Annotated in this window: 20 protein-coding genes and 1 pseudogene; 18 read left to right on the forward strand and 3 right to left on the reverse strand. The window is 32.8% G+C overall.

Going from position 1 to position 22,489, the window contains the following annotated elements:
- A complete protein-coding gene (locus ACH5TW_RS04375) occupies window positions 1-546 on the reverse strand; it encodes a TlpA disulfide reductase family protein (RefSeq protein ID WP_439335262.1) in 546 nt (181 codons plus the stop codon).
- A 301-nt stretch (window positions 547-847) separates the two neighbouring features.
- Here ACH5TW_RS04375 and ACH5TW_RS04380 point away from each other — a divergent pair, with 301 nt between their 5' ends.
- The 10 genes and pseudogenes from ACH5TW_RS04380 to ACH5TW_RS04425 all read left to right on the forward strand — a co-directional run bounded on the left by ACH5TW_RS04380 (window position 848) and on the right by ACH5TW_RS04425 (window position 8,910).
- Window positions 848-2,254, forward strand: a complete 1,407-nt coding sequence (locus ACH5TW_RS04380) for an anthranilate synthase component I family protein (RefSeq protein WP_439335263.1) — start codon at window positions 848-850, stop codon at window positions 2,252-2,254.
- A gap of 215 nt (window positions 2,255-2,469) precedes the next feature.
- On the forward strand, window positions 2,470-3,039 hold the full coding sequence (locus ACH5TW_RS04385) for an anthranilate synthase component II (protein WP_439335264.1): 570 nt from the start codon (window positions 2,470-2,472) through the stop codon (window positions 3,037-3,039).
- Between the two features lie 7 nt (window positions 3,040-3,046).
- Window positions 3,047-4,039 (forward strand): anthranilate phosphoribosyltransferase, encoded by a 993-nt coding sequence (trpD, locus tag ACH5TW_RS04390; RefSeq protein WP_439335265.1) that lies wholly within the window; start codon window positions 3,047-3,049, stop codon window positions 4,037-4,039.
- A gap of 62 nt (window positions 4,040-4,101) precedes the next feature.
- A complete protein-coding gene (gene trpC, locus ACH5TW_RS04395; protein ID WP_439335266.1) occupies window positions 4,102-4,884 on the forward strand; it encodes an indole-3-glycerol phosphate synthase TrpC in 783 nt (260 codons plus the stop codon).
- A 117-nt stretch (window positions 4,885-5,001) separates the two neighbouring features.
- Window positions 5,002-5,574, forward strand: a pseudogene (locus tag ACH5TW_RS04400) (phosphoribosylanthranilate isomerase); the annotation flags it as partial.
- A gap of 42 nt (window positions 5,575-5,616) precedes the next feature.
- The gene (gene trpB / locus ACH5TW_RS04405; protein WP_439335348.1) at window positions 5,617-6,798 is read left to right on the forward strand and encodes a tryptophan synthase subunit beta; all 1,182 of its coding nucleotides are present in this window, start codon (window positions 5,617-5,619) and stop codon (window positions 6,796-6,798) included.
- A gap of 103 nt (window positions 6,799-6,901) precedes the next feature.
- Window positions 6,902-7,138, forward strand: coding sequence for a GIY-YIG nuclease family protein (locus ACH5TW_RS04410; protein ID WP_439335349.1), 237 nt, complete (start codon window positions 6,902-6,904; stop codon window positions 7,136-7,138).
- 54 nt (window positions 7,139-7,192) lie between these two features.
- Window positions 7,193-7,957 (forward strand): tryptophan synthase subunit alpha, encoded by a 765-nt coding sequence (gene trpA / locus ACH5TW_RS04415; protein WP_439335267.1) that lies wholly within the window; start codon window positions 7,193-7,195, stop codon window positions 7,955-7,957.
- A gap of 43 nt (window positions 7,958-8,000) precedes the next feature.
- Window positions 8,001-8,378: a DUF805 domain-containing protein gene (locus tag ACH5TW_RS04420; RefSeq protein WP_439335268.1), complete on the forward strand. Its 378-nt coding sequence runs from the start codon at window positions 8,001-8,003 to the stop codon at window positions 8,376-8,378.
- 79 nt (window positions 8,379-8,457) lie between these two features.
- Window positions 8,458-8,910 (forward strand): tRNA (cytidine(34)-2'-O)-methyltransferase, encoded by a 453-nt coding sequence (locus tag ACH5TW_RS04425; RefSeq protein WP_439335269.1) that lies wholly within the window; start codon window positions 8,458-8,460, stop codon window positions 8,908-8,910.
- Window positions 8,911-8,950: 40 nt separating this feature from the next.
- On the opposite strand, the gene ACH5TW_RS04430 is transcribed toward ACH5TW_RS04425, so the two are convergent.
- Window positions 8,951-10,411: an aminoacyl-histidine dipeptidase gene (locus ACH5TW_RS04430; RefSeq protein ID WP_439335270.1), complete on the reverse strand. Its 1,461-nt coding sequence runs from the start codon at window positions 10,409-10,411 to the stop codon at window positions 8,951-8,953.
- 73 nt (window positions 10,412-10,484) lie between these two features.
- Here ACH5TW_RS04430 and ACH5TW_RS04435 point away from each other — a divergent pair, with 73 nt between their 5' ends.
- From ACH5TW_RS04435 to ACH5TW_RS04455, 5 genes are all read left to right on the forward strand, one after another.
- Window positions 10,485-11,552: a DUF3810 domain-containing protein gene (locus ACH5TW_RS04435; RefSeq protein WP_439335271.1), complete on the forward strand. Its 1,068-nt coding sequence runs from the start codon at window positions 10,485-10,487 to the stop codon at window positions 11,550-11,552.
- A 20-nt stretch (window positions 11,553-11,572) separates the two neighbouring features.
- A complete protein-coding gene (locus tag ACH5TW_RS04440) occupies window positions 11,573-12,367 on the forward strand; it encodes a TrmH family RNA methyltransferase (RefSeq protein WP_439335272.1) in 795 nt (264 codons plus the stop codon).
- A 55-nt stretch (window positions 12,368-12,422) separates the two neighbouring features.
- Complete coding sequence (locus tag ACH5TW_RS04445) at window positions 12,423-13,658, forward strand: M48 family metallopeptidase (RefSeq protein ID WP_439335273.1); 1,236 nt, start codon at window positions 12,423-12,425, stop codon at window positions 13,656-13,658.
- 452 nt (window positions 13,659-14,110) lie between these two features.
- Window positions 14,111-15,955: a DEAD/DEAH box helicase gene (locus ACH5TW_RS04450; protein WP_439335274.1), complete on the forward strand. Its 1,845-nt coding sequence runs from the start codon at window positions 14,111-14,113 to the stop codon at window positions 15,953-15,955.
- A 107-nt stretch (window positions 15,956-16,062) separates the two neighbouring features.
- Window positions 16,063-16,836, forward strand: a complete 774-nt coding sequence (locus tag ACH5TW_RS04455; protein WP_439335275.1) for a carboxypeptidase-like regulatory domain-containing protein — start codon at window positions 16,063-16,065, stop codon at window positions 16,834-16,836.
- A gap of 64 nt (window positions 16,837-16,900) precedes the next feature.
- Here the strand turns inward: ACH5TW_RS04455 and ACH5TW_RS04460 are convergent, their stop codons facing one another.
- Window positions 16,901-17,554, reverse strand: a complete 654-nt coding sequence (locus ACH5TW_RS04460; protein WP_439335276.1) for a TrmH family RNA methyltransferase — start codon at window positions 17,552-17,554, stop codon at window positions 16,901-16,903.
- A gap of 82 nt (window positions 17,555-17,636) precedes the next feature.
- Here ACH5TW_RS04460 and ACH5TW_RS04465 point away from each other — a divergent pair, with 82 nt between their 5' ends.
- From ACH5TW_RS04465 to ACH5TW_RS04475, 3 genes are all read left to right on the forward strand, one after another.
- Complete coding sequence (locus tag ACH5TW_RS04465) at window positions 17,637-18,317, forward strand: SIR2 family NAD-dependent protein deacylase (RefSeq protein WP_439335277.1); 681 nt, start codon at window positions 17,637-17,639, stop codon at window positions 18,315-18,317.
- A gap of 144 nt (window positions 18,318-18,461) precedes the next feature.
- Window positions 18,462-21,368, forward strand: a complete 2,907-nt coding sequence (locus ACH5TW_RS04470; protein WP_439335278.1) for a glycosyl hydrolase 115 family protein — start codon at window positions 18,462-18,464, stop codon at window positions 21,366-21,368.
- Between the two features lie 170 nt (window positions 21,369-21,538).
- Window positions 21,539-22,435 carry an SMP-30/gluconolactonase/LRE family protein gene (locus ACH5TW_RS04475; protein ID WP_439335279.1) on the forward strand — a complete coding sequence of 299 codons (897 nt, stop codon included), beginning with the start codon at window positions 21,539-21,541 and terminating at the stop codon, window positions 22,433-22,435.
- Window positions 22,436-22,489: the final 54 nt, after the last annotated feature.

Here is a 22,489-nt window from a genome sequence, read left to right on the forward strand (position 1 = left end):
TTAATTTAAAAATGGTTTTAATTCGGTTTCTAATTCTTCGAATGAAAATGACTGTTCAAAGAATTTACTCGTATCGTTTTTATAAATAATAGTAGCTGGAATAGACCCAGACCAAGATTCATTTATTTGAGGAATCCAAGTATTCATATCAGCATCATCTAAAGCAATTACTTTAGATTTTAACTTCTTTACTTTAATAAAAGGTTTCAACTTGGTATCATATAAATGCGGAAAATCTAAACTTACCAAAATTACCTTGACATTTTTATTCGCATATGTCTCATTTAATTTTTCAAATGAAGGCAATTCTTTTACGCATGGCGCACACCAAGTAGCCCAAAAATTTATAACATAAATAGTATCATTCTTCTTGTTTAAAAACTTTTTAAAACCATTAAAATCATAAACTTCTAATTCAATGTCATTTACAATAGCATCATCTATTGCTGATTCTACAATTGTTTTATCAACAATATCAATATTTGCTTTTTTTTCTTTACAACTAGCCATTAAAAGAATGGCAACAAATAATAATTTTAACTTCATAATTGTAAAATTAATTAATAATTCATTGCATAATACACACTTTAACAAACTTTTATTTAAAAATTATCTCAAAGTATTGTTTAATTATATTTTCATTTCTATATTTGAACCAGTTAAAAAAACAAAAATGAATACAATTTTAAATAATACTTGGTGGTGGTGCTTTCGAAACTAACGTTCGTGAAGTAAAATCCTAGTATATTTAAAACTTAAAATATCCAAAAGGCTTGTCATTCACGACAAGCCTTTTTTTATTACAATAATTTCATTTCCGCGAAAGCAGAAAAATTAAAAACATTAAATGGAAAAATTTAGTCTTTATACACATAATAAAAGAATCTTAACAGATACCATTACACCAGTTACAGTATATTATAAAATACGTGACAAATACCCAAATAGTATTCTTTTAGAAAGTGGTGATTACCACCGAAGTCATAAAAACTTCTCTTATATCTGCTTCAATCCTATTGCAACAATAAAGATTGAAAACGAAGTTATTACTCAAACATTTCCTGACGGAAGCACAACAACATTAAACATCACAGAAGATGTTAATGTGGCGAACGAAATCCATAAATTCACAAAACGATTTGATGTCACTACCGATGAAGACTTCAAATTCATTAACAACGGAATTTTTGGATACACAGCCTATGATGCTGTTCGATACTTTGAAGATGTAGAAATTAGTAAAAAAGACGATTCGGTTGTTATTCCAGATGTTTATTATGCTGTTTACAAAAATATTATTGCCATAAATCATTTTAAAAACGAAGCCTATATTTTTGCACATTGTTATGAAGACACCGAAAATAATATTCATGATATTGATAAACTGATAAACGTTCAGAATTTCGCATCCTATAATTTTAATTCAAAAGGAGATATCAACTCCAACCTAACCGATGATGAATTTAGAGAACATGTCGAATTAGCTAGAAAACATTGCCAACGCGGAGATGTTTTTCAATTAGTATTATCAAGACGTTTTTCACAAGAATTCACAGGAGACGATTTTAATGTATATCGTGCCTTAAGAAGTATTAACCCGTCACCTTACCTATTTTATTTCGATTATGGCGATTTCAAAATTTTTGGAAGCTCGCCAGAAGCACAACTTATAGTTGATGATGGTTTAGCCGAAATACACCCCATAGCAGGAACCTTTAAAAGAACTGGAGACGAGCAAAAAGATGAAATTTTAGCAGAAAAACTAAAAAAAGACGACAAAGAAAATGCCGAACACGTCATGTTGGTCGATTTAGCTAGAAACGATTTAAGTCGCCACGGCAGCGAAGTAAAAGTAGTTACCTATCGCGAAGTTCAATTTTTCTCGCACGTCATCCATTTAGTCAGTAAAGTTACAGGTCAAAAACACAAAGAAACCTCTACCATGCAAGTGGTGGCCGACACGTTTCCTGCTGGAACTTTAAGTGGTGCTCCAAAACACAGAGCCATGCAACTTATCGAGCAATACGAAAAAACAAGTCGTGGTTATTACGGTGGTGCTATTGGTTTTATGGATTTCGATGGTAATTTTAATCACGCCATCATGATTCGAACCTTTTTAAGTAAAAATTACAAACTCAATTGGCAAGCAGGCGCTGGTTTGGTTTCAAAATCTAATCAAGAAAACGAATTACAAGAAGTTTACAATAAATTAGGCGCATTAACAAAAGCAATTAAATTGGCAGAAGATGTTTAAATTTATGGCGTTACCACAAGGGTCGGGCTTTCACAAGTCGCTTCCCGATGAAAAATCGGGAGAGCTCCAACAATTGCTCAATCCCTAACGCACTAAGTCCGCAATTGGCAGTCATTAGTTTACAGTCAGTGCAGGCTTGTTAAGAGTTAAGAGATTTGATTTTTTGGTTCGTTTTGTATCAAGACAAAATGAACAGAAATAAAAGAAATAAAAAAATGAATAAAAAAGTACTAGTAATAGACAATTACGACAGTTTTACATACAATCTTGTACATTATCTAGAAGATTTAAATTGTGATGTTACCGTTGTAAGAAACGATAAATTAGCTCTGGAAGATCTAGAACCTTTTGATAAAATTGTATTATCGCCAGGTCCAGGAATCCCAGATGAAGCAGGTTTATTAAAAGCAATTATTGAAAGATACGCCCCAACAAAAAGTATTTTAGGCGTATGCTTAGGGCAACAAGCCATAGGCGAAGTCTTTGGCGGATCGCTAGTAAATTTAGACGATGTTTATCACGGTGTAGCAACCAATGTAACCATATGTGTAAATGATGAGGCTATATTTAAAGGCTTAGAAAAAAACATTGAAGTAGGACGCTATCATTCTTGGGTTGTAAATGCAGATTTACCAGATAGTTTAGAAGCAACCTCTTTTGATGCAAACGGGCAAATCATGTCGTTACGCCATAGAGAATATGATGTAAGAGGCGTGCAATACCACCCAGAATCGGTATTAACACCAGACGGAAAGAAAATTTTAGAAAACTGGATTAATAGCTAATTTATCTATGAAAGATATACTAAACAGATTAATAAATCACGAAACCATTTCTAGTGAAGAAGCTAAACAAGTTATAGTTAACATATCAAACGATATGTATAACCCAAGTCAGATTACTTGTTTTCTTTCGGTTTTCATGATGCGAAGCATTACTTTAGAAGAACTACAAGGCTTTAGAGATGCGCTTTTAGAATTATGTATTCCTATAAACCTAAGTGATTATAACGCGATTGATATCGTAGGAACAGGAGGCGATGGCAAAAACACTTTCAATATTTCGACACTATCATCTTTCATTACAGCAGGCGCAGGTGTTCATGTTTCTAAACATGGAAACTATGGCGTATCATCAACGTCAGGCTCGTCAAATGTCATGGAATCTTTAGGTGTAAAATTCTCTAACGATGAAAGCTTTTTAAAACGCTGTTTAGACAACGCTGGAATATGCATATTACACGCACCTCTTTTTCATCCAGCTATGAAAAATGTGGCGCCTATTCGTCGTGAGCTAGGTGTTAAAACATTTTTTAATATGTTGGGCCCTATGGTAAACCCATCATTTCCAAAGAATCAAGTGTTAGGCGTTTTTAATTTAGAATTACTACGCCTTTATAGCTTTATGTATCAAAATACAGATAAAAATTACAATATTGTTTATGCATTAGATGGTTATGATGAAATTTCATTAACAGGAAAAGCTAAGATTGTATCAAATAAATCAGAAACCATATTTTCACCAGAAGATTTAGGAGTATTACAAATAAAACAAGATGCTATTTTTGGAGGCGATACCGTTAAAGATGCAGCAAAAATATTTGTCGATATTATTAGTAATAAAGGTACCGAAGCACAAAACAATGTCGTTTGTGCAAATGCAGGACTTGCCATTGCAACCACCAAACAAATTAGCCATAAAGAAGGTTTCGAAATAGCTAAAGAATCATTGTTTTCTGGAAAAGCAAAAACGAGTTTAGATAAATTAATTGAGTTAAGTAGATAAAAAAGTCCACAGTATTCAGTTGGCAATTTGCTTACTGAAGACTGAAGACTGAAGACTGAAGCATGAATATTTTAGACAAAATAACATTAGATAAAAGAAATGAAGTAGCACTAAGAAAGCAACTCATTCCAACATCGCAATTAGAACAATCTGTTTTATTTGAAAGACAAACCGTATCACTTGCAAATAACCTACGAAACAGCAAATCAGGCATTATTGCCGAACATAAAAGACGTTCTCCTTCAAAATCTGTAATTAATAATACTTTAAACGTTCAAGACGTTGCAAAAGGCTATGAAGACGCAGGTGTTTGCGGAATGTCTGTTTTAACAGATGGAAAATACTTTGGAGGTTCTTTAGACGATTTACTAACCGCCAGAGCAAGTTGTAATCTGCCTTTATTACGTAAAGAATTCATCATAGACGAATACCAACTTTTAGAAGCTAAAGCCTACGGTGCCGATGTTATTTTATTAATAGCAGCCATTCTAACTAAAGCAGAAATAAAGCAATTCTCAGAATTTGCAAAAAGCTTACATTTAGATGTGCTTTTAGAAGTTCATAATGAAGAAGAATTACACAAATCTATCATGCCAAGTATAGATATGCTAGGTGTAAACAACAGAAACTTAAAAACATTTGACGTTAGTTTAGAAACCAGTAAAACATTAAGCGCGTTAATTCCTAACGACTTTGTAAAAGTTTCAGAAAGTGGTATTAGTAATATTGAAGCTATAAAAGAATTACAACCATACGGATACCAAGGTTTTTTAATTGGTGAAAACTTTATGAAAACAGATAACCCAGGAGCTAGCGCTACAGAATTCATTAAAAGCCTCCTCTAACTCCTCCAAAGGAGGAGAACACTCACTCTTATGAATAAAGATAAACGACATACTCCGCAATCAGTTCCCTCTCCTTCTGAGAGGGCTAGGGAGAGGCTTCTTCTTAAGGTTTGCGGCATGAAACATCAAGATAACATCAAACAAGTTGCTGCATTGCAACCTGATTATCTTGGGTTTATATTTTATGAAAAATCTGCAAGAAATTTTGATTCTATAATTCCTGAATTACCAAAATCAATAAAGAAAACAGGTGTTTTTGTTGATGCAGATATAGACTTTGTTGTCGATAAAATTAACAAACATAGTTTACAAGCTGTTCAATTACATGGTGAAGAATCACCAAACTATTGTAAAGAATTACAATCTAAAAACATTGAAATTTTCAAAGTATTCTCAATAAAAGACGAATTCGATTTTAGTGTTTTAAAACCTTATGAAGGCTTTGTAAATTATTTTCTTTTTGACACGAAAGGCAAACTTCCAGGAGGCAACGGATACACATTCGATTGGAGTGTTTTAAATAACTATCCTTCTACAACGCCATTCTTTTTAAGCGGTGGTATTGGATTGAATCAAATTGAGGATATTAAAAAATTCCAACAAAGTGAAGCTTCAAAGTATTGCTATGCATTAGATGTAAATAGTAAATTTGAAATAGAACCTGGATTAAAAGATATTGAAGATTTAAAAAAATTTAAACAGATTCCTGCCTTCGCAGGAATGACAGAAATTATGAATTACAACGTAAACGAAAAAGGATATTACGGCGAATTTGGTGGTGCATTCATCCCTGAAATGCTTTATCCAAATGTAGAAGAGTTACGCCAAAACTATTTAAAAGTAATGGCTGAACCAGATTTTAAAAAGGAATTCGATCAGCTTTTAAAAGATTATGTAGGCCGCCCTTCCCCACTCTATTTTGCAAAGCGTCTTTCAGAAAAATACAATACCAAAATTTACTTAAAGCGCGAAGATTTAAATCATACAGGTGCTCACAAAATAAACAATACTATTGGTCAAATATTAATGGCTAAACGCTTAGGTAAAACTAGAATTATTGCCGAAACAGGCGCTGGTCAACACGGTGTTGCTACAGCTACAGTTTGTGCTTTAATGGGCTTAGAGTGTATTGTTTATATGGGTGAAATTGATATCGCACGTCAAGCACCAAATGTAGCACGTATGAAAATGCTTGGAGCAACTGTTGTTCCTGCATTATCTGGAAGTCGTACTTTAAAAGACGCTACTAACGAAGCCATTCGCGATTGGATTAGCAACCCTGTAAACACACATTACATTATTGGTTCAGCTATTGGTCCGCACCCATATCCTGATATGGTGACACGTTTTCAATCGGTTATTTCCGAAGAAATAAAATGGCAACTAAAAGAACAAGAAGGCAGAGAAAATCCAGATTATGTAGTCGCTTGTATTGGTGGAGGAAGTAACGCTGCGGGTACATATTATCATTATTTACATGAAGAAGATGTTAATATAATTGCTGTTGAAGCTGCTGGTTTAGGAGTAGATTCTGGTGAAAGTGCAGCAACTTCGGTTTTAGGAAAAGAAGGTATTATTCACGGTTGTAAAACCATGTTAATGCAAACCAAAGATGGACAAATAACCGAGCCTTATTCTATTTCGGCAGGTTTAGATTATCCTGGTGTTGGCCCTATGCATGCGCATTTATGCAAAACAGGACGTGCCGATTTTATGGCAGTTACAGATGATGATGCAATGAATGCAGGATTAGAACTTTGTAAATTAGAAGGTATTATACCTGCTATTGAAAGTTCGCATGCGCTTGCCATTTTTGAACAAAGAACCTTTAAACCAAACGATGTTATTGTGGTGAGTTTATCTGGGCGTGGTGATAAAGATTTGAATAATTATATTGAATATTTTAAGATTTAAAGTTTTTATTTTTTTTCATTTCCGCGAAGGTGGAAATCCCATAATAAAACAATGGATATTCATTACGTTTACATATTAACAAATAAAAACCATACTGTATTATATATATGTTGGCAGAACAAAACAATTAAAAACAAGATTACTTCAACATAAAAACAATAATTTAAAAACATTTACCGGAAAATACAATGTTGATAAATTGGTCTATTTTGAAACAACCAAATACGTTAACAATTCTATAAAAAGAGAACGACAAATAAAAAAGTGGAATCGAGAATGGAAGATTAATCTAATTAACAGATTAAACCCTGATTGGAAAGATCTTTCAGAATATATTTAACAAAATAATAAAAAGATTCCCTCCTTCGAGGGAATGAAAAAATATTCATTTATAATGAACAGGATAAATACGAAATTACAAGAAGAAAAGAAACTACTTTCAATATACTTTACAGCAGGTTACCCAAATATTGATGACACTGTTAACATCATTCAAGATTTAGAAAAAAACGGTGTTGATATGATTGAAATCGGACTCCCGTTTAGTGACCCACTAGCAGATGGCCCAACCATACAAGCGAGTTCTACTCAAGCTCTTAAAAACGGCATGACCACCGAAGTACTTTTTAATCAATTAAAAGACATTCGTAAAACGGTTTCAATTCCTTTAATTATCATGGGATATTTTAATCCTATGTTTCAATATGGTGTTGAAGCTTTTTGTAAAAAGTGTCAAGAAATTGGTATTGATGGTTTAATTATTCCTGATTTGCCAGTGGATGTGTATCATGAAGAATACCAAGCCATTTTTGAAAAATACGGAATCATCAATGTATTTTTAATAACGCCACAAACGAGCGATGAACGTATTAGATATATTGATTCGATTTCAAACGGATTTATATATATGGTAAGTACTGCAAGTACAACAGGTGCTCAATCTGGTTTTGGAAACGAGCAAACTGAATACTTTGAACGTATTGGAAATATGAACCTAAAAAACCCTCAAGTTATAGGTTTTGGAATTAGTAATAATGAAACATTTACACAAGCTACAAAATATGCAAAAGGCGCTATTATTGGTAGTGCTTTTGTAAAGCATGTAACTAATAAAGGAGCAAATAGTATTGATAAATTTGTAAATATTATCTTAAATTAAATATATTTGATTTATAATAATCACTAACCAAAATTTTATATTTATGAAATGGTATTTAAAAGTATTAAAGCAATATGCTGATTTTAAAGGACGTGCTAGAAGAAAAGAGTACTGGATGTTCTTCTTATTCAATATCCTAATTGCTTATGGTATAGTTTTCTTAGCTTTAGGTTTAGATGTGCCTGAGTTATCTATTTTAAATACAATATACTCATTAGCAGTATTAATTCCTTCTATAGCTGTTGGAGTAAGAAGAATGCATGATGTAGGCAAAAGTGGCTGGTATCTTTTAATACCTATTTATAGCTTCATTCTTGCTGTAACTAATGGAGAAGTAGGCCCAAATAAATGGGGACCAGATCCTAAGGGAAGTGCTGCTGAAGAAATTGACGAAATAGGAAAACCTCAAATTGAGGAATAAAATCTCAAAAATATATTATATAAAAACCTATTCTATTTAGAATAGGTTTTTGTTTTATCACTCATTATATTAAATAAACATGCCTTTAAACATTGTTTTAATAGAACCAGAAATACCAAATAATACCGGAAACATAGGTAGATTAGCTTTAGCTTCTGGTTCTCATTTACACCTAGTAAAACCTTTTGGTTTTGAAATTAGCGACTCGCGTTTAAAACGTGCCGGTTTAGATTATTGGCAACATTTACAGGTTACTTATTACGATAACATTGATGAGTTTTTCAGCAAACACAAAGACAAAAAAATGGCATTTCTTTCCAGTCATGGAAACAAAAACCATTGGGATATTCCTTATGAGGATGATATGTTTTTAATTTTCGGAAAAGAATCGGTAGGACTACCAAAATCTATTAACGAAACTTATAGTAATTCACTATTTAAAATTCCTTTATATAGCGAACATGTTAGAAGTTTGAATCTTGCTAATGCTGTTAGTATTATAGTTTATGAGGGGTTGAAACAACTTAGATAAATAAACCTTTTTTTTAGATTTTATAAGTAAAATATAAAATTTATTTCACAGGAATTTGCTTCAAAATCTCCAATACAAATTTCCAATATTTTTGAGCAGAAGAAATTTGAGCACGTTCATCTGGTGAGTGTGCTCCTTTTATATTAGGTCCAAAACTAATCATATCCATCTCTGGGTAATTAGTTCCAAGAATACCACATTCTAATCCTGCATGACAAGCAGCAACGTGTGCTTCTTCCCCATTCATATCTTTATAAATTCTAGATAATACTTTTAAAATAGGAGAATCCATATTAGGTTTCCATCCTGGATAATCTCCAGAAGCATCAACTTCACAACCAGTAAGTTCAAATGTTGCACGAAGCGTATTTACCAAATCCCATTTAGCACTTTCAACAGATGAGCGTGTTAAACAACCTATTTTAACGTCACCATCTTTAACAATTACGCGCGCTACATTATTAGACGTTTCAACCAAATCAGGAATATCGGCGCTCATTCTATAAACACCATTACAAGCTGCATAAATAGCTCTTGTTAATCCTTCTTGAACACCTAAATCCATTATTTTTTCAGGTGCTTCACATTTAGAAACTACAATTTCTAAATCAGGTTCCATGGTTTTAAGCTCCTTTTTTATTGTTGTTGACATTAATGCCATTTCTAATAAAAAAGCATCTTCATGAATAGCATCAATAGCAACAATAGCATTACTCTCTCGTGGAATGGCATTACGTAAACTACCACCATCAACTTCTGAAATTCTTAAACCAAAATTTTCAAAACCATCAAACAAAACACGGTTCATTATTTTATTAGCATTTCCTAAACCTTCATGAATTTGCATCCCTGAATGTCCACCTTGTAAACCTTTAACCGTTACTTTATAGCCTATTTTAAATTCAGGCGTTTCTTCTTCATCATAACTTCTTGTTGCAGTAACATCTATACCTCCTGCACAACCTACACCAATTTCATTATCTTCTTCTGTATCTAAATTCAAAAGTATTCCACCAGAAAGCAAACCACCTTTTAAACCCATAGCACCTGTCATACCAGTTTCTTCATCAATAGTAAATAAAGCTTCAATGTCTGGATGCTCAATATCTGTGCTTTCTAAAATAGCCATAATGGTTGCAACACCTAAACCGTTATCGGCACCAAGTGTCGTTCCTTTTGCTTTTACCCAATCGCCATCTACATACATGTCTATTCCTTGCGTATCGAAATCAAAAACGGTATCGTTATTTTTTTGATGTACCATGTCTAAATGCGATTGCAAAACCACAGTGGTTCTATTCTCCATACCAGCAGTAGCTGGCTTTTTTATAATAACGTTCCCTACTTCATCTTCAATAGTTTCAAGGTTTAAGCTTTTACCAAAATCTTTCATAAAAGCAATAACACGTTCTTCTTTTTTTGAAGGTCGTGGAACAGCGTTTAAATCGGCAAATTTATTCCAAAGTTGTTGCGGTTGAAGTTGTCTTATTTCTGAGCTCATAAATCTATTATTTAAGTTCTACAAAGGTAACATATCTAATCAGGATTAATAAACATTTTATTACTTTTGAAGTATGTTGAAAAAGAAAAAAACCATTATTGCTTTACTATTAATTCCGCAATATTTAATAGTCAAATTACTATCTAATTACCCGGATTTTATTGAAACTTATTACAGCAATGGTTTATATCCCTATATTTCGAAAACGTTTCGATTTTTTTTAGACTGGATACCTTTTTCGTTTGGTGATTTAATTTATACCCTTGCTATTATTTATAGTATCAGGTGGTTTTTTCTTAATAGAAAAAGGCTAAGAAAAGACACTAAACACTGGTTTATTGATGTGTTTTCGGCCTTATCGATTATTTATTTTGCTTTTCATTTATTTTGGGGCTTAAATTATTACCGATTGCCATTGCATAAAAATTTAAATTTAAAAAGCGATTATACCACTGAAGAATTGATTGTTGTTACTGAAAAATTATTAGAGACATCGAATGCAATTCATTTAGAAATTACAAAAAATGACACGGTTAAAATTAAAATGCCTTTTAATAAAAAAACAGCTTTCAAACTAGCTCCTGAAGGCTATAAAAATTTAAAACAGATATTTCCTAATTTAGAATACAAACCTAAAAGCATTAAAAAATCGTTATTTAGTTACCCGTTAACATATATGGGGTTTAGTGGGTATTTGAATCCGTTAACCAACGAAGCTCAGGTAAACGCCTTAATTCCTGATTTTAAATCTCCAACCACAACAACACATGAAATGGCGCATCAATTAGGTTATGCTGCCGAAAATGAAGCCAACTTTATTGGTTGCTTAGCGGCCATAAACCATGATAATATCTATTTTAAATATGCAGGTTACACATTTGCTTTACGTTTTTGCTTAAATGAAATTTACAGACGCGACTCTTGTTTATATGAAGACCTCTTTTCTGATGTAAACAAAGGCATTCTAAAAAACTATAAAGAAACACGCGACTTTTGGGAAGCACACCAAAACCCAACCGAACCTTTTTTTAAACTGTTTTATGGTAGCTTTTTAAAAGCTAACCAACAAAGTAAAGGCATGGGGAGTTATAGTTATGTAGTGGCTTTATTGGTAAATTATTTTGAATCTGAATCATTATAATTAAATTATATTTGCCTGAGATGAATAAAGAAATTTCTAGTATACAAAATCCGTTTATAAAACAACTAGTTCAATTAAAAGACAAATCGCGCGAACGTAAAAAAAGCGGTTTATTTTTAATTGAAGGCGAACGTGAAATTAAATTAGCGTTAAAAGGTGGTTATGAGTTAGCATCTATTTTATTTAATCCTGATATTATTTCTAAGGAACAGATAAACGAATCAGTATTTCAAGATATTAACTTCATAGAAGTTTCTAAAGATGTGTACCAAAAATTAGCATATAGAAGCACTACTGAAGGTGTAATTGCTGTAGCTAAAAGCAAAAACCACAATATAAACGAATCAACATTTAAAACTAAAAATCCTTTAATTTTAGTTGCCGAAGCTCCAGAAAAGCCTGGTAATATTGGTGCGCTTTTAAGAACTGCCGATGCAGCTAATGTGGATGCCGTTATTATTGCCAACCCAAAAACTGATTTATACAACCCTAATATTATTCGTTCTAGTGTGGGTTGTGTGTTTACTAACCAAATAGTAACAGGAACTACAACAGAAATTATTGACTTTTTAAAAGCTAAAAACATAAATATTTATACAGCAATTTTACAAGAGTCTGTTGAGTATCACACACAAGATTATACCAAACCGACTGCTATTGTTGTAGGTACAGAAGCCACAGGTTTAAGTGAAGAGTGGCGTATAAACGCAACTCAAAACATTATTATCCCTATGCAGGGGGAAATAGATTCTATGAATGTATCGGTTGCTGCAGGAATTCTTATTTTTGAAGCGAAAAGACAACGGGGATTTTAATGATGTTTCTATTATCAGTAGAAGACAACAGTCGAAGACCTAATTAAACTATAACATGACAGAAAATACTCTTTTTTACATCATCATAGCTATAATAATTATCAATTTTGTAGTTGATAAAATTCTAGATGCTTTAAATGCGAAACATTACAATGATGTACTTCCTGAAGAATTACAAGATGTTTATGATGACACCGAATATAAAAAATCACAAAACTATAAAGCCACCAAGTATAAATTTGGAATTATAACCTCAACGTTTTCCATTCTATTAACCTTAGGGTTTCTATTGTTTGATGGTTTCGAATTTATAGACAATATAGCTAGAGGCTATTCTGAAAACCCCATTCTTGTCGCATTATTTTTCTTCGGAATTATTATGATTGGTAGCGATATTTTAACCACTCCTTTTTCCTATTATAGCACATTTGTTATTGAAGAAAAATTCGGATTTAACAAAACAACTGTTAAAACTTTCTTTTTAGACAAAGTAAAAGGCTGGTTAATGATGGCTATTGTTGGTGGCGGTATTTTAGCTCTCATTATTTGGTTTTATCAAGTTACTGGAACACATTTTTGGCTATACGCTTGGGCATTAGTTGCTGTGTTTTCATTATTTATGAATATGTTTTATTCTAAACTTATTGTTCCGCTTTTTAATAAACAAACACCTTTAGAAGCAGGTAGTTTACGTGATAAAATTGCCGCATATGCTGATACTGTTGGCTTTAAATTAGACAAAATATTTGTAATTGACGGCTCTAAACGTAGCACCAAAGCCAATGCTTATTTTTCTGGTTTTGGAAGTGAAAAACGTGTAACACTTTATGATACATTAATTAATGATTTAGATGAAGATGAAATTGTTGCTGTTTTAGCTCACGAAGTAGGACATTATAAAAAGAAACACATTATTTTCAACCTATTTGCTTCGATTTTATTGACGGGATTAACTTTATTCATTTTATCTCTATTTATTTCAAATCCGTTATTATCGAATGCTTTGGGTGTTGAAATTCCTAGTTTTCATATTGGTTTGATTGCTTTTGGACTACTCTACTCACCTATTTCTGAAATTACCGGGTTGATTATGAATTTGTTTTCTAGAAAGTTTGAATATCAAGCCGATGATTATGCTAAAAACACTTTTAAAGCAGAACCTTTAATTACCTCACTTAAAAAATTATCTAAAAATAGTTTGAGTAATTTAACGCCTCATAAAGCGTATGTGTTTATGCATTACTCACATCCTACACTTTTGCAACGGATTGGAAATTTGAGGAAATCATAAATTTTAAATCCACGTGTCATTTCTAAGTAACTAGAAATCGCTTTATACTTGTCAAATAAAGGCGTAAAGGAATGTTTTTATATTTTGGTGAAACTTGATTTTGTAAAATTTTCGACTACCTTCGCTTAACGACGTTGATAAACGAACCTCTTTAAAAAAAACGTATTAAAGATTTAACGGCTTGATTTGAACTGCCCGACAATGGATGGAACGAGTAGTAAAATATTTATATTCACAATTTCCAAAATTTAAAATATTAGAGTATGAGTAAAGCGTGTTAAAACGCTTAAAAATTGTTTATTGAAATAAAAGCTTATCTTTGCGCCTTGAAATCTGAAAAACGAGTTTAAATTCCTCAGAGTGAGGATGTGTTACGAGAGGTTTAATGTTTAAGTATGTCGATTCGCTTCTTTATGTAACACCACATAACATAATCGAATACTTATACAAAAATGAGCACATTCCAAGAATTAGGTCTAAATGACGACCTTTTACGAGCTATTACAGATTTAGGTTTTATTAAACCAAGTGAAGTTCAAGAAAAAGCAATCCCAATTTTATTAGAATCGGAAACCGATTTAGTTGCATTAGCACAAACAGGAACTGGTAAAACAGCAGCCTTTGGTTTTCCTATGTTAGAGAAAATTGATGTAGATAGCAGAACCACACAAGGTCTTATTTTATCGCCTACACGTGAACTTTGTTTACAAATAACCAACGAAATGAAAGCTTATGGTAAGTACTGTAAAGGACTTAACGTAGTTGCTATTTATGGTGGATCGAGCATATCGGACCAAGCAAGAGAGGTTAAAAGAGGCGCACAAATTATTGTGGCTACACCTGGACGTATGAAAGATATGATTAGCAGACGCATGGTTGATATTTCTAAAATACAATACAGTGTTTTAGATGAGGCTGACGAAATGCTAAACATGGGTTTTAAAGAGGATATTACCGATATTCTTTCGCATACTCCTGAAGATAAAAACACTTGGTTGTTTTCTGCAACCATGCCAAGAGAAGTGGCAACTATTGCTAAAAAATTCATGTCTAACCCACAGGAAATCACTGTTGGTAATAAAAATGAAAGTACAAGCAACGTATCTCATGAATACTATTTAGTTAATTCTAGAGATCGTTACCAAGCTTTAAAACGTTTATCGGATGCCAATCCTGATATATTTTCTGTTATTTTCTGTAGAACAAAACGTGATACTCAAAAAGTTGCCGAAAACTTAATTGAAGATGGGTATAGCGCTGGCGCTTTACACGGCGATTTAAGTCAGAATCAACGTGACATTGTCATGAAATCGTTTAGAAACAAACAAATACAAATGCTTGTAGCTACCGATGTTGCTGCTCGTGGTATTGATGTAGACGATATTACACACGTTATAAACTACCAATTACCTGATGAAATTGAAACTTACACACACCGTTCTGGACGTACAGGACGTGCTGGTAAAACAGGTGTTTCTATGGTTATTGTATCTAAAAGTGAAGTTCGTAAAATAAAAAGTATTGAGCGTATTATTAAACGCCAGTTTGAGAAAAAAGACATTCCTGATGGATCTGAAATTTGCCAAGTACAATTAATGTCGCTTGCTAATAAAATTCACAATACAGAGATTAATCACGAAATTGATAAGCATTTAACGAGTATTAACGAATTGTTTGTTGATACTGATAAAGATGAATTGATTAAAAAATTCTTCTCGGTAGAGTTTACACGTTTCTACAATTACTACCAAAAATCTAAAAACTTAAATGTTGCTGAAGGCTCTAGAGATAGAGAAGGCGGTAGAGACTTTGGAGGAAAATCGAACTCAACACGTTATTTTATTAACGTTGGTAGTAAAGATGGTTTTGATTGGATGAAGTTAAAAGATTTCTTAAAAGAAGTACTTGAGCTAGGTAGAGACGATGTTTTTAAAGTTGAAGTTAAAGAGAGTTTCTCTTTCTTTAATACCGAAAATGAACAAAAAGAGAAAGTACTAGCTTTCTTTACAGACTATAAGCATGAAGGTCGTTTTGTAAACGTTGAAGTATCTGAAAACCGCGGTGGTGGTAGAAGACGTAACGATAGACGCAGTGGCGGTGGCGGCAGACGTCGTGATGATAGACGTGGCGGTGGCGAAAGACGCTCTGGCTCTAGAAATGATTCTTCTAGACCAAGACGTTCTGGTGGCGATTTTAAATCTAGTAATTCAGGTCCTAACAGATCTGAAAGACGCTCTGGTTCTGATTCTAAATCGAACTATTCTGGTTCAGACAGACCAAGACGTTCACGTAGATAGAATTAAACGTTTATGTTAATTTTTAGTCAAAATAAAACTTGTTGGCGCTATTTTGTTATTTAGTTTAGTACTTTTATAACAAAATTAGCGTTGATAAAGACAAACCTATGAAGAATACCCTACTCCTATTTATACTATTAGCGACTTCTGCATTTACTATGGCACAAGAAGCAGATAAAGTTATAGGTGTTATTATTAATTCTTCAACAGATAAACCTTTAGAAAGCGTAAATATTGTTAACCTTAATCAGGTTGTAGGTACAACAACTAACAAAAAAGGGGAATTTGAAATTTCTGCGAAAGCGAACGATACATTACACCTTTCTTATTTAGGGTTTAAATCTATAAAAGTAAGAGTTACTAATGACTGGTTAAAGTTTGGAAGTTCTAAAATTGAATTAACAGAATTAGCCCTTGCACTTGAAGAAGTGGTTGTAAATCAATTAAAACTAACGGGCTATTTAGAAGTAGACATTAAGCAAGTCCCCATTATTAATAACAATTACCGTTATAGCATTTCTGGGTTAAGCACAGGTTACGAAGCGAGTTCTCCTGGAGCTGTAAGTAAAATTATAGGTTCTATTTTTAATCCTGCCGATTTTCTACACCGCATGTTTGGTAAAAAACCAAATGAGCTGCGTAAGCTTAAAAAGATGAAGGAAGATGATGAAATTAGAAATCTTTTAGCATCGCGTTTTGACAGAGAAATGCTTACCGTTTTACTACAAGTAGACCGTGTAGATTTAGATGAAATAGTAAGTCATTGTAATTATTCTAAAGGGTTTATACAAACCGCTAACGATTTACAAATACTCGATGCCATTAGCGAATGCTATGAAGAATACAAAGTATTAAGCAGAGGCAGAAGTAGAAAGATTTAATTCCTTGTCACAATATAAAAAAAGAGGCTTTTTAACTAAAGTCTCTTTTTTTTATGCTTAAACATTAAACACTATAAAAACGTTCAAATATCTCATCATAACTCTTAATCGTTTTTTTACACCAATCTAATCGTTTTTCTAATTGTTCAGATTCAGTAAGCTGCCAATTAATATCGGTTTGTTTTAACTTGGTCGTTACATGCTGTAAAGTAATAGCAGCACTTACAGATATGTTTAAACTCTCGGTAAAACCAACCATTGGTATTTTCATAAACACATCAGCTTCGTCTAACACCTCTTTAGAAAGTCCTTCGGTTTCCCTTCCAAAGAAAAAACAAGACTTCTTCGTTACATCAAACTCATGTAACAAACAATCATCAGTATGCGGTGTGGTAGCAACAATTTGATAGCCTTTTTCTTTTAAACCTGCTATACAATCTTTAACATGAGTATATCTATTTAAATCAACCCATTTTTGAGCTCCCATAGCAATTTCTCTATCTATTTGCTTAGAATTTTGCTCTTCAACAATATGTAACTCCTGTATACCAAAAACATCGCAACTACGCATTACCGCACTGGTATTATGTAATTGATACACATCTTCAGTTGCTACCGTAAAATGTTTAGTACGCTGTTGTAATACTTTTAAAAATTTTTCTTTGCGAGAATCTGTAAGGTAAGTTTCTAAATGCTCTAAAAGTTTTAAATCAATCATGTTTCAAAATTAATAAAGTTTTTTGCTTTAAAACTATAAGATTTTCGTTTTTACGGAAATGAAAAAAACTTATCTTTATTTCATGAAGAAACATATAGTAGTACTTACAGGCGCTGGCATGAGTGCCGAAAGCGGCATAAAAACCTTTAGAGATGCCGATGGTTTATGGGAAGGGCATAATGTTGCAGAAGTAGCAACACCAGAAGGTTTTGCTGCCAACCCAGAATTGGTATTAGATTTTTATAACCAACGCCGAAAACAATTATTTAAAGTAAAACCAAACACAGCACATTTTAATTTGGCGAAACTTGAAAACAATTATAAAGTAAGCATCATCACTCAAAATGTAGACGATTTACACGAACGTGCAGGTAGCACAAACGTCATTCATTTACATGGCGAACTCCTAAAAGTTAGAAGCACCGTTAACAGAAACGATGTACAAGATTGGAAAACCGATTTAGTGTTAGGCGATACAGACTCTAACGGACACCAATTACGACCAGATATTGTATGGTTTGGCGAAGATGTACCTATGATAGAAAAAGCCGTAACAATATGTGAAACGGCTGATATCCTTATAATTATTGGCACCTCTATGCAAGTTTATCCTGCAGCCAGTTTAATGCATTATGTGCCTGAAAACTCCTTAACATATTTTATTGACCCAAAGCCGAATGTCGAAAGCAAGCAGTATTTAACCGTTATTCCTGAAACAGCTACAAAAGGCATTAAGAAGGCCATGAAACTTCTTGGAGCTTGAAAAATTAATTTAGTTATTATTTAAAATAAAGTCAAACTCAAAACTAATATCTCACAACTAATTAAAACAAACGTTTGTTTTAATTTTGTATATTTGGATTTACATGAATCTTTGATAGTAAAAACCCTCCTTATTGAACATATTATGAAAAAAATAGTTTTATCATTTTTTATGCTTCCTTACGCCCTTATTGCACAATTAAACGTAAGTAATGCGCCAACGAATAACCAAAAAGACTTTGTTTTATCAGCACCAAATCAAAGTATTCAAATTTATTATGATAAAGCAGACGATATACTTATAAGTAAAGCTGCAAATCTATTTTCGAACGATATTGGTTTAGTCACCCAAACAAAACCAGAGATAGCTACTTCACAAAATAACTTAAAAGGAAATATTGTCATTATTGGAACAATCGGTAAAAGTAAGATTATTGATGAACTGGCTGAAACGCATCCTGAAATAAACCAAATTAAAGGAAAATGGGAACGCTACGTTATAAAAACCATAGATAACCCTTTTTCAAAAGGAGGAAAAGCCTTAGTCATTGCGGGAAGTAATCGACGTGGAACCGCTTATGGTGTTTTTTCTATATCAGAATCTATTGGCGTTTCACCTTGGTATTGGTGGGCAGATATACCAGTAATTAAACAAAATTATATTAATTTAAGTTCAGAAACTGTTGTTTCGAAAGCACCATCTGTAAAATACAGAGGTATCTTTTTAAATGATGAAGACTGGGGATTAAAACCTTGGGCTTCAAAACTTATAGATCCAGAATTAAATGATATTGGTCCAAAAACCTACGCCAAAGTTTTTGAACTAATGCTTAGATTAAAAGCTAATTATATGTGGCCTGCAATGCATGAGGTTACTGGTGCTTTTAATAAATACCCAGAAAACAAACTTGTAGCAGATGATTATGGAATTCTTATGGGATCTGCACATTGTGAGCCTTTACTTTTTAATAATGCTACAGAATGGGATAAGGAAACCATGGGAGAATGGGATTACAAAACAAATAAAGAAGGGATTATAAATCAATTAGAAAAACGTGTAAAATCTAATGCACCTTATGAAAACATATACACATTAGCATTAAGAGGCATGCATGATGAAGGCATGATAGGCAACATGAGTCAACAAGAAAAGGTAGAAATTCTTGAAAACGCCATTAGGGATCAACGAAAACTATTAGAAAAATATATAGATACAAATATTGAAGATATTCCTCAAGTTTTAATTCCGTATAAAGAAGTTATGGATATTTATGAAATGGGGGTAGAACTTCCAGAAGAGGTTACAGTTGTTTGGCCAGATGATAATTATGGTTATATAAAACGTTTAAGCACCCAAGAAGAACAAAAACGTTCTGGTGGTTCCGGTGTGTATTACCATGTTTCATATTTAGGCGAACCTCATAATAATTTATGGATGAGTACAACACCTCCAAACCATATGTACGAAGAAATGTCTAAAGCTTATAATACAGGTGCAGACCGTATTTGGATTTTAAATGTTGGTGATATTAAATCTTGCGAATATTCTACCGAGTTATTCCTTGATATGGCGTGGGATATAGATGCTTTTAACTATAATAATCTTTATGAACACCATGCCAATTGGACGGCTGAAATTTTTGGAGAAACATATATTAAGGAACTTAAAGACATATGGAATACGTTTTACCATCAAGCCTTTATAAGAAAACCAGAATATATGGGCTTTGGTTACGAATATAGTGGTCATAATAATCATTATGAAACTCTTGTAGATACCAAGTTCTCGTTTAATAATTATAATGAAGTTGAAAATCGATTAAAAGCGTATAACAGTATTGCTGAAAAAGCCACAAATATTCTGGATAAATTAAGTCCGGAATTAAAACCTGCTTTTTACCAACTGGTATATTACCCTATAAAAGGAGCCGATTTAATGAATAAAAAAATGCTAACTGCTCATAAAAACAGAATGTATGCGCAACAAGGACGTTCAAAAACGAATGAGTTAGCAGGCTTAGCAAAACAATATTCAGATAGTTTAGATTTAATCACAAATGGCTATAACACATTATTAGATGGAAAATGGGATAATATGATGTCTGTAAAACAAGGACGTTCTGCCACGCATCTAATGCCCGAATTAAAAACGATTTCGTTAAAAGAAAAACCATCTTTAGGAGTTTATCCTGAAGGTCATGAGGAACTTAAGGGTAATAAAACGGCACATACTAGCTTACCTACATTTAACGCTTATGCGAATAAAACTTATTATATAGATGTCGTTAACAAAGGAAAAGGAAACCTTAAATGGTCTGCTACAACTAGTGCAGATTGGATTAAACTTTCTAATTCTTCCGGAAAAACTAAAGATGAACAAAGACTATCTGTTTCTATAGATTGGAGTAAACGACCTAACGGTGAAAATATATTTGGAAACATTGAGTTTACATTTGGAAAACAAAAAGAAAAAGTAAACATAGCTACTTTCAAACCTAAAGAAGTTGCTAGTACTTACTTAAAAGGACTTTTTGTAGAACAAAACGGATACATTTCTATTCCTGCTGCCGATTTCCATAGAACTAATGAAAAAAGTAGTGATAAAACAATTGTGATTAATGGTCTGGGTATAGAAAATAAATCTGTACAGTTTGGAGCGCCTTTACAAAGAGACAGAAACCCACTAACAAAAAGTAATGCCAGTGTAGAATATGATTTTTATACGTTTAATACAGGTTGGGTAAAAGTATATGTGTATTCGCTTCCGGTATTTCCACTTAACCCATTAGAAAAAGCTAGTTATACCCTTAAAATTGATGATGGCATTTCAAAACGACACGATATTACAGTTAGAGAATATTCAGATGCATGGAAAGAAAATGTATTTAGTAATACAGCTTTAGAAATGTCTAAAATCTACGTAGACAAAGCAGGGAAGCATACTTTAAAAATTATGGGAGATACACAAGGTATGGTCATTCAAAAAATAGTGATAGATATGGGAGGACTTAAAGAGTCTTATGCAGGACCGTCGTCTACAAAAATAGAATAGTATATTAGCAAACAAAAACAATCAACATGTTAAGAATTTTATCAATATTCATAATCATCGCTTTTTCATTAAGCTGTGAAACAAAGAAAAAAAAAGTAAAAGAGGTTAGTCATCCAAAAACAGAATATCCTGTATTAGCAGGAGCATCCATTGAAGTGATTAATTCAAAAATGGAGTCGATTGTTTCAAATGATGCTAAGGTAGAAATACTTGCTAAGGGACATGACTGGACTGAAGGTCCTCTTTGGGTAGAATCTGAGCAGATATTATTGTATTGCGATATTCCAAGAAACTCAATCTATGCTTGGAAAGAAGGAGAAGACTCCAAATTGTATTTGAAACCTTCAGGGTTTCTAGGGGAAAATTTCACAGGAACAGAACCTGGCTCTAATGGACTTATACTTGATGAAAACGAGGCATTAGTATTATGTCAACATGGTGACCGTAAAATTGTTCGTATGAATAGTTCATTAAGTAAGCCAGAGGCATCTTTCATTACATTAGTTGATGCATATAATGAAAAAAGACTTAATAGCCCAAATGATTTGGATTATATGAACAATGGTGATTTGTATTTTACCGATCCTCCGTATGGTTTACCTAAACGGATGAATGATTCAGAAAAGGAACTATCATTTCAAGGAGTATTTCGATTGAGTAAAAATGGAAAAGTGACACTCTTAACAGATGAGTTTGAACGCCCTAATGGAATTGCATTTTCGCCAGATGAAAAGACACTCTACATTGCCAATTCACTTAAAGAAAGACCCATTTGGAAAGCTTTCGATGTAACCAAGGATGGACTAATTACCAATGGCCGTGTTATACTTGATGCTTCAGAAAGAATAAAAAAAGGAGAATTGGGACTTCCGGATGGACTAAAAGTTGGTAAGAATGGAACCATTTATGCTTCGGGACCTGGTGGGGTTTTCATTTTTAGTGCTGAAGAAGAATTTTTAGGAGTAATAAAAACAGGAGAACGCACATCAAATTGTGCTTTGAATGCCGATGAATCTATGTTATACATAACTGCGGACTCATATCTTTTAAGAGTAGCGCTAAACTAGATTTTCTAATATTTTTTATTCCTCCTGTAACACTTCTAAAAAGATGAAACAAAA

The organism is Thalassobellus sediminis (genome assembly GCF_044386045.1).
GTDB classification, from domain to species: domain Bacteria; phylum Bacteroidota; class Bacteroidia; order Flavobacteriales; family Flavobacteriaceae; genus Thalassobellus; species Thalassobellus sediminis.

What these genes read in the sequence shown, in the direction of transcription:
- ACH5TW_RS04375 (WP_439335262.1), bottom strand. Translation starts at nt 546, where the DNA reads ATGAAGTTAAAATTATTATTTGTTGCCATTCTTTTAATGGCTAGTTGT.
- ACH5TW_RS04380 (WP_439335263.1), top strand. Translation starts at nt 848, where the DNA reads ATGGAAAAATTTAGTCTTTATACACATAATAAAAGAATCTTAACAGAT.
- ACH5TW_RS04385 (WP_439335264.1), top strand. Translation starts at nt 2,470, where the DNA reads ATGAATAAAAAAGTACTAGTAATAGACAATTACGACAGTTTTACATAC.
- trpD (WP_439335265.1), top strand. Translation starts at nt 3,047, where the DNA reads ATGAAAGATATACTAAACAGATTAATAAATCACGAAACCATTTCTAGT.
- trpC (WP_439335266.1), top strand. Translation starts at nt 4,102, where the DNA reads ATGAATATTTTAGACAAAATAACATTAGATAAAAGAAATGAAGTAGCA.
- trpB (WP_439335348.1), top strand. Translation starts at nt 5,617, where the DNA reads ATGAATTACAACGTAAACGAAAAAGGATATTACGGCGAATTTGGTGGT.
- trpA (WP_439335267.1), top strand. Translation starts at nt 7,193, where the DNA reads ATGAACAGGATAAATACGAAATTACAAGAAGAAAAGAAACTACTTTCA.
- ACH5TW_RS04420 (WP_439335268.1), top strand. Translation starts at nt 8,001, where the DNA reads ATGAAATGGTATTTAAAAGTATTAAAGCAATATGCTGATTTTAAAGGA.
- ACH5TW_RS04425 (WP_439335269.1), top strand. Translation starts at nt 8,458, where the DNA reads ATGCCTTTAAACATTGTTTTAATAGAACCAGAAATACCAAATAATACC.
- ACH5TW_RS04430 (WP_439335270.1), bottom strand. Translation starts at nt 10,411, where the DNA reads ATGAGCTCAGAAATAAGACAACTTCAACCGCAACAACTTTGGAATAAA.
- ACH5TW_RS04435 (WP_439335271.1), top strand. Translation starts at nt 10,485, where the DNA reads ATGTTGAAAAAGAAAAAAACCATTATTGCTTTACTATTAATTCCGCAA.
- ACH5TW_RS04440 (WP_439335272.1), top strand. Translation starts at nt 11,573, where the DNA reads ATGAATAAAGAAATTTCTAGTATACAAAATCCGTTTATAAAACAACTA.
- ACH5TW_RS04445 (WP_439335273.1), top strand. Translation starts at nt 12,423, where the DNA reads ATGACAGAAAATACTCTTTTTTACATCATCATAGCTATAATAATTATC.
- ACH5TW_RS04450 (WP_439335274.1), top strand. Translation starts at nt 14,111, where the DNA reads ATGAGCACATTCCAAGAATTAGGTCTAAATGACGACCTTTTACGAGCT.
- ACH5TW_RS04455 (WP_439335275.1), top strand. Translation starts at nt 16,063, where the DNA reads ATGAAGAATACCCTACTCCTATTTATACTATTAGCGACTTCTGCATTT.
- ACH5TW_RS04460 (WP_439335276.1), bottom strand. Translation starts at nt 17,554, where the DNA reads ATGATTGATTTAAAACTTTTAGAGCATTTAGAAACTTACCTTACAGAT.
- ACH5TW_RS04465 (WP_439335277.1), top strand. Translation starts at nt 17,637, where the DNA reads ATGAAGAAACATATAGTAGTACTTACAGGCGCTGGCATGAGTGCCGAA.
- ACH5TW_RS04470 (WP_439335278.1), top strand. Translation starts at nt 18,462, where the DNA reads ATGAAAAAAATAGTTTTATCATTTTTTATGCTTCCTTACGCCCTTATT.
- ACH5TW_RS04475 (WP_439335279.1), top strand. Translation starts at nt 21,539, where the DNA reads ATGGAGTCGATTGTTTCAAATGATGCTAAGGTAGAAATACTTGCTAAG.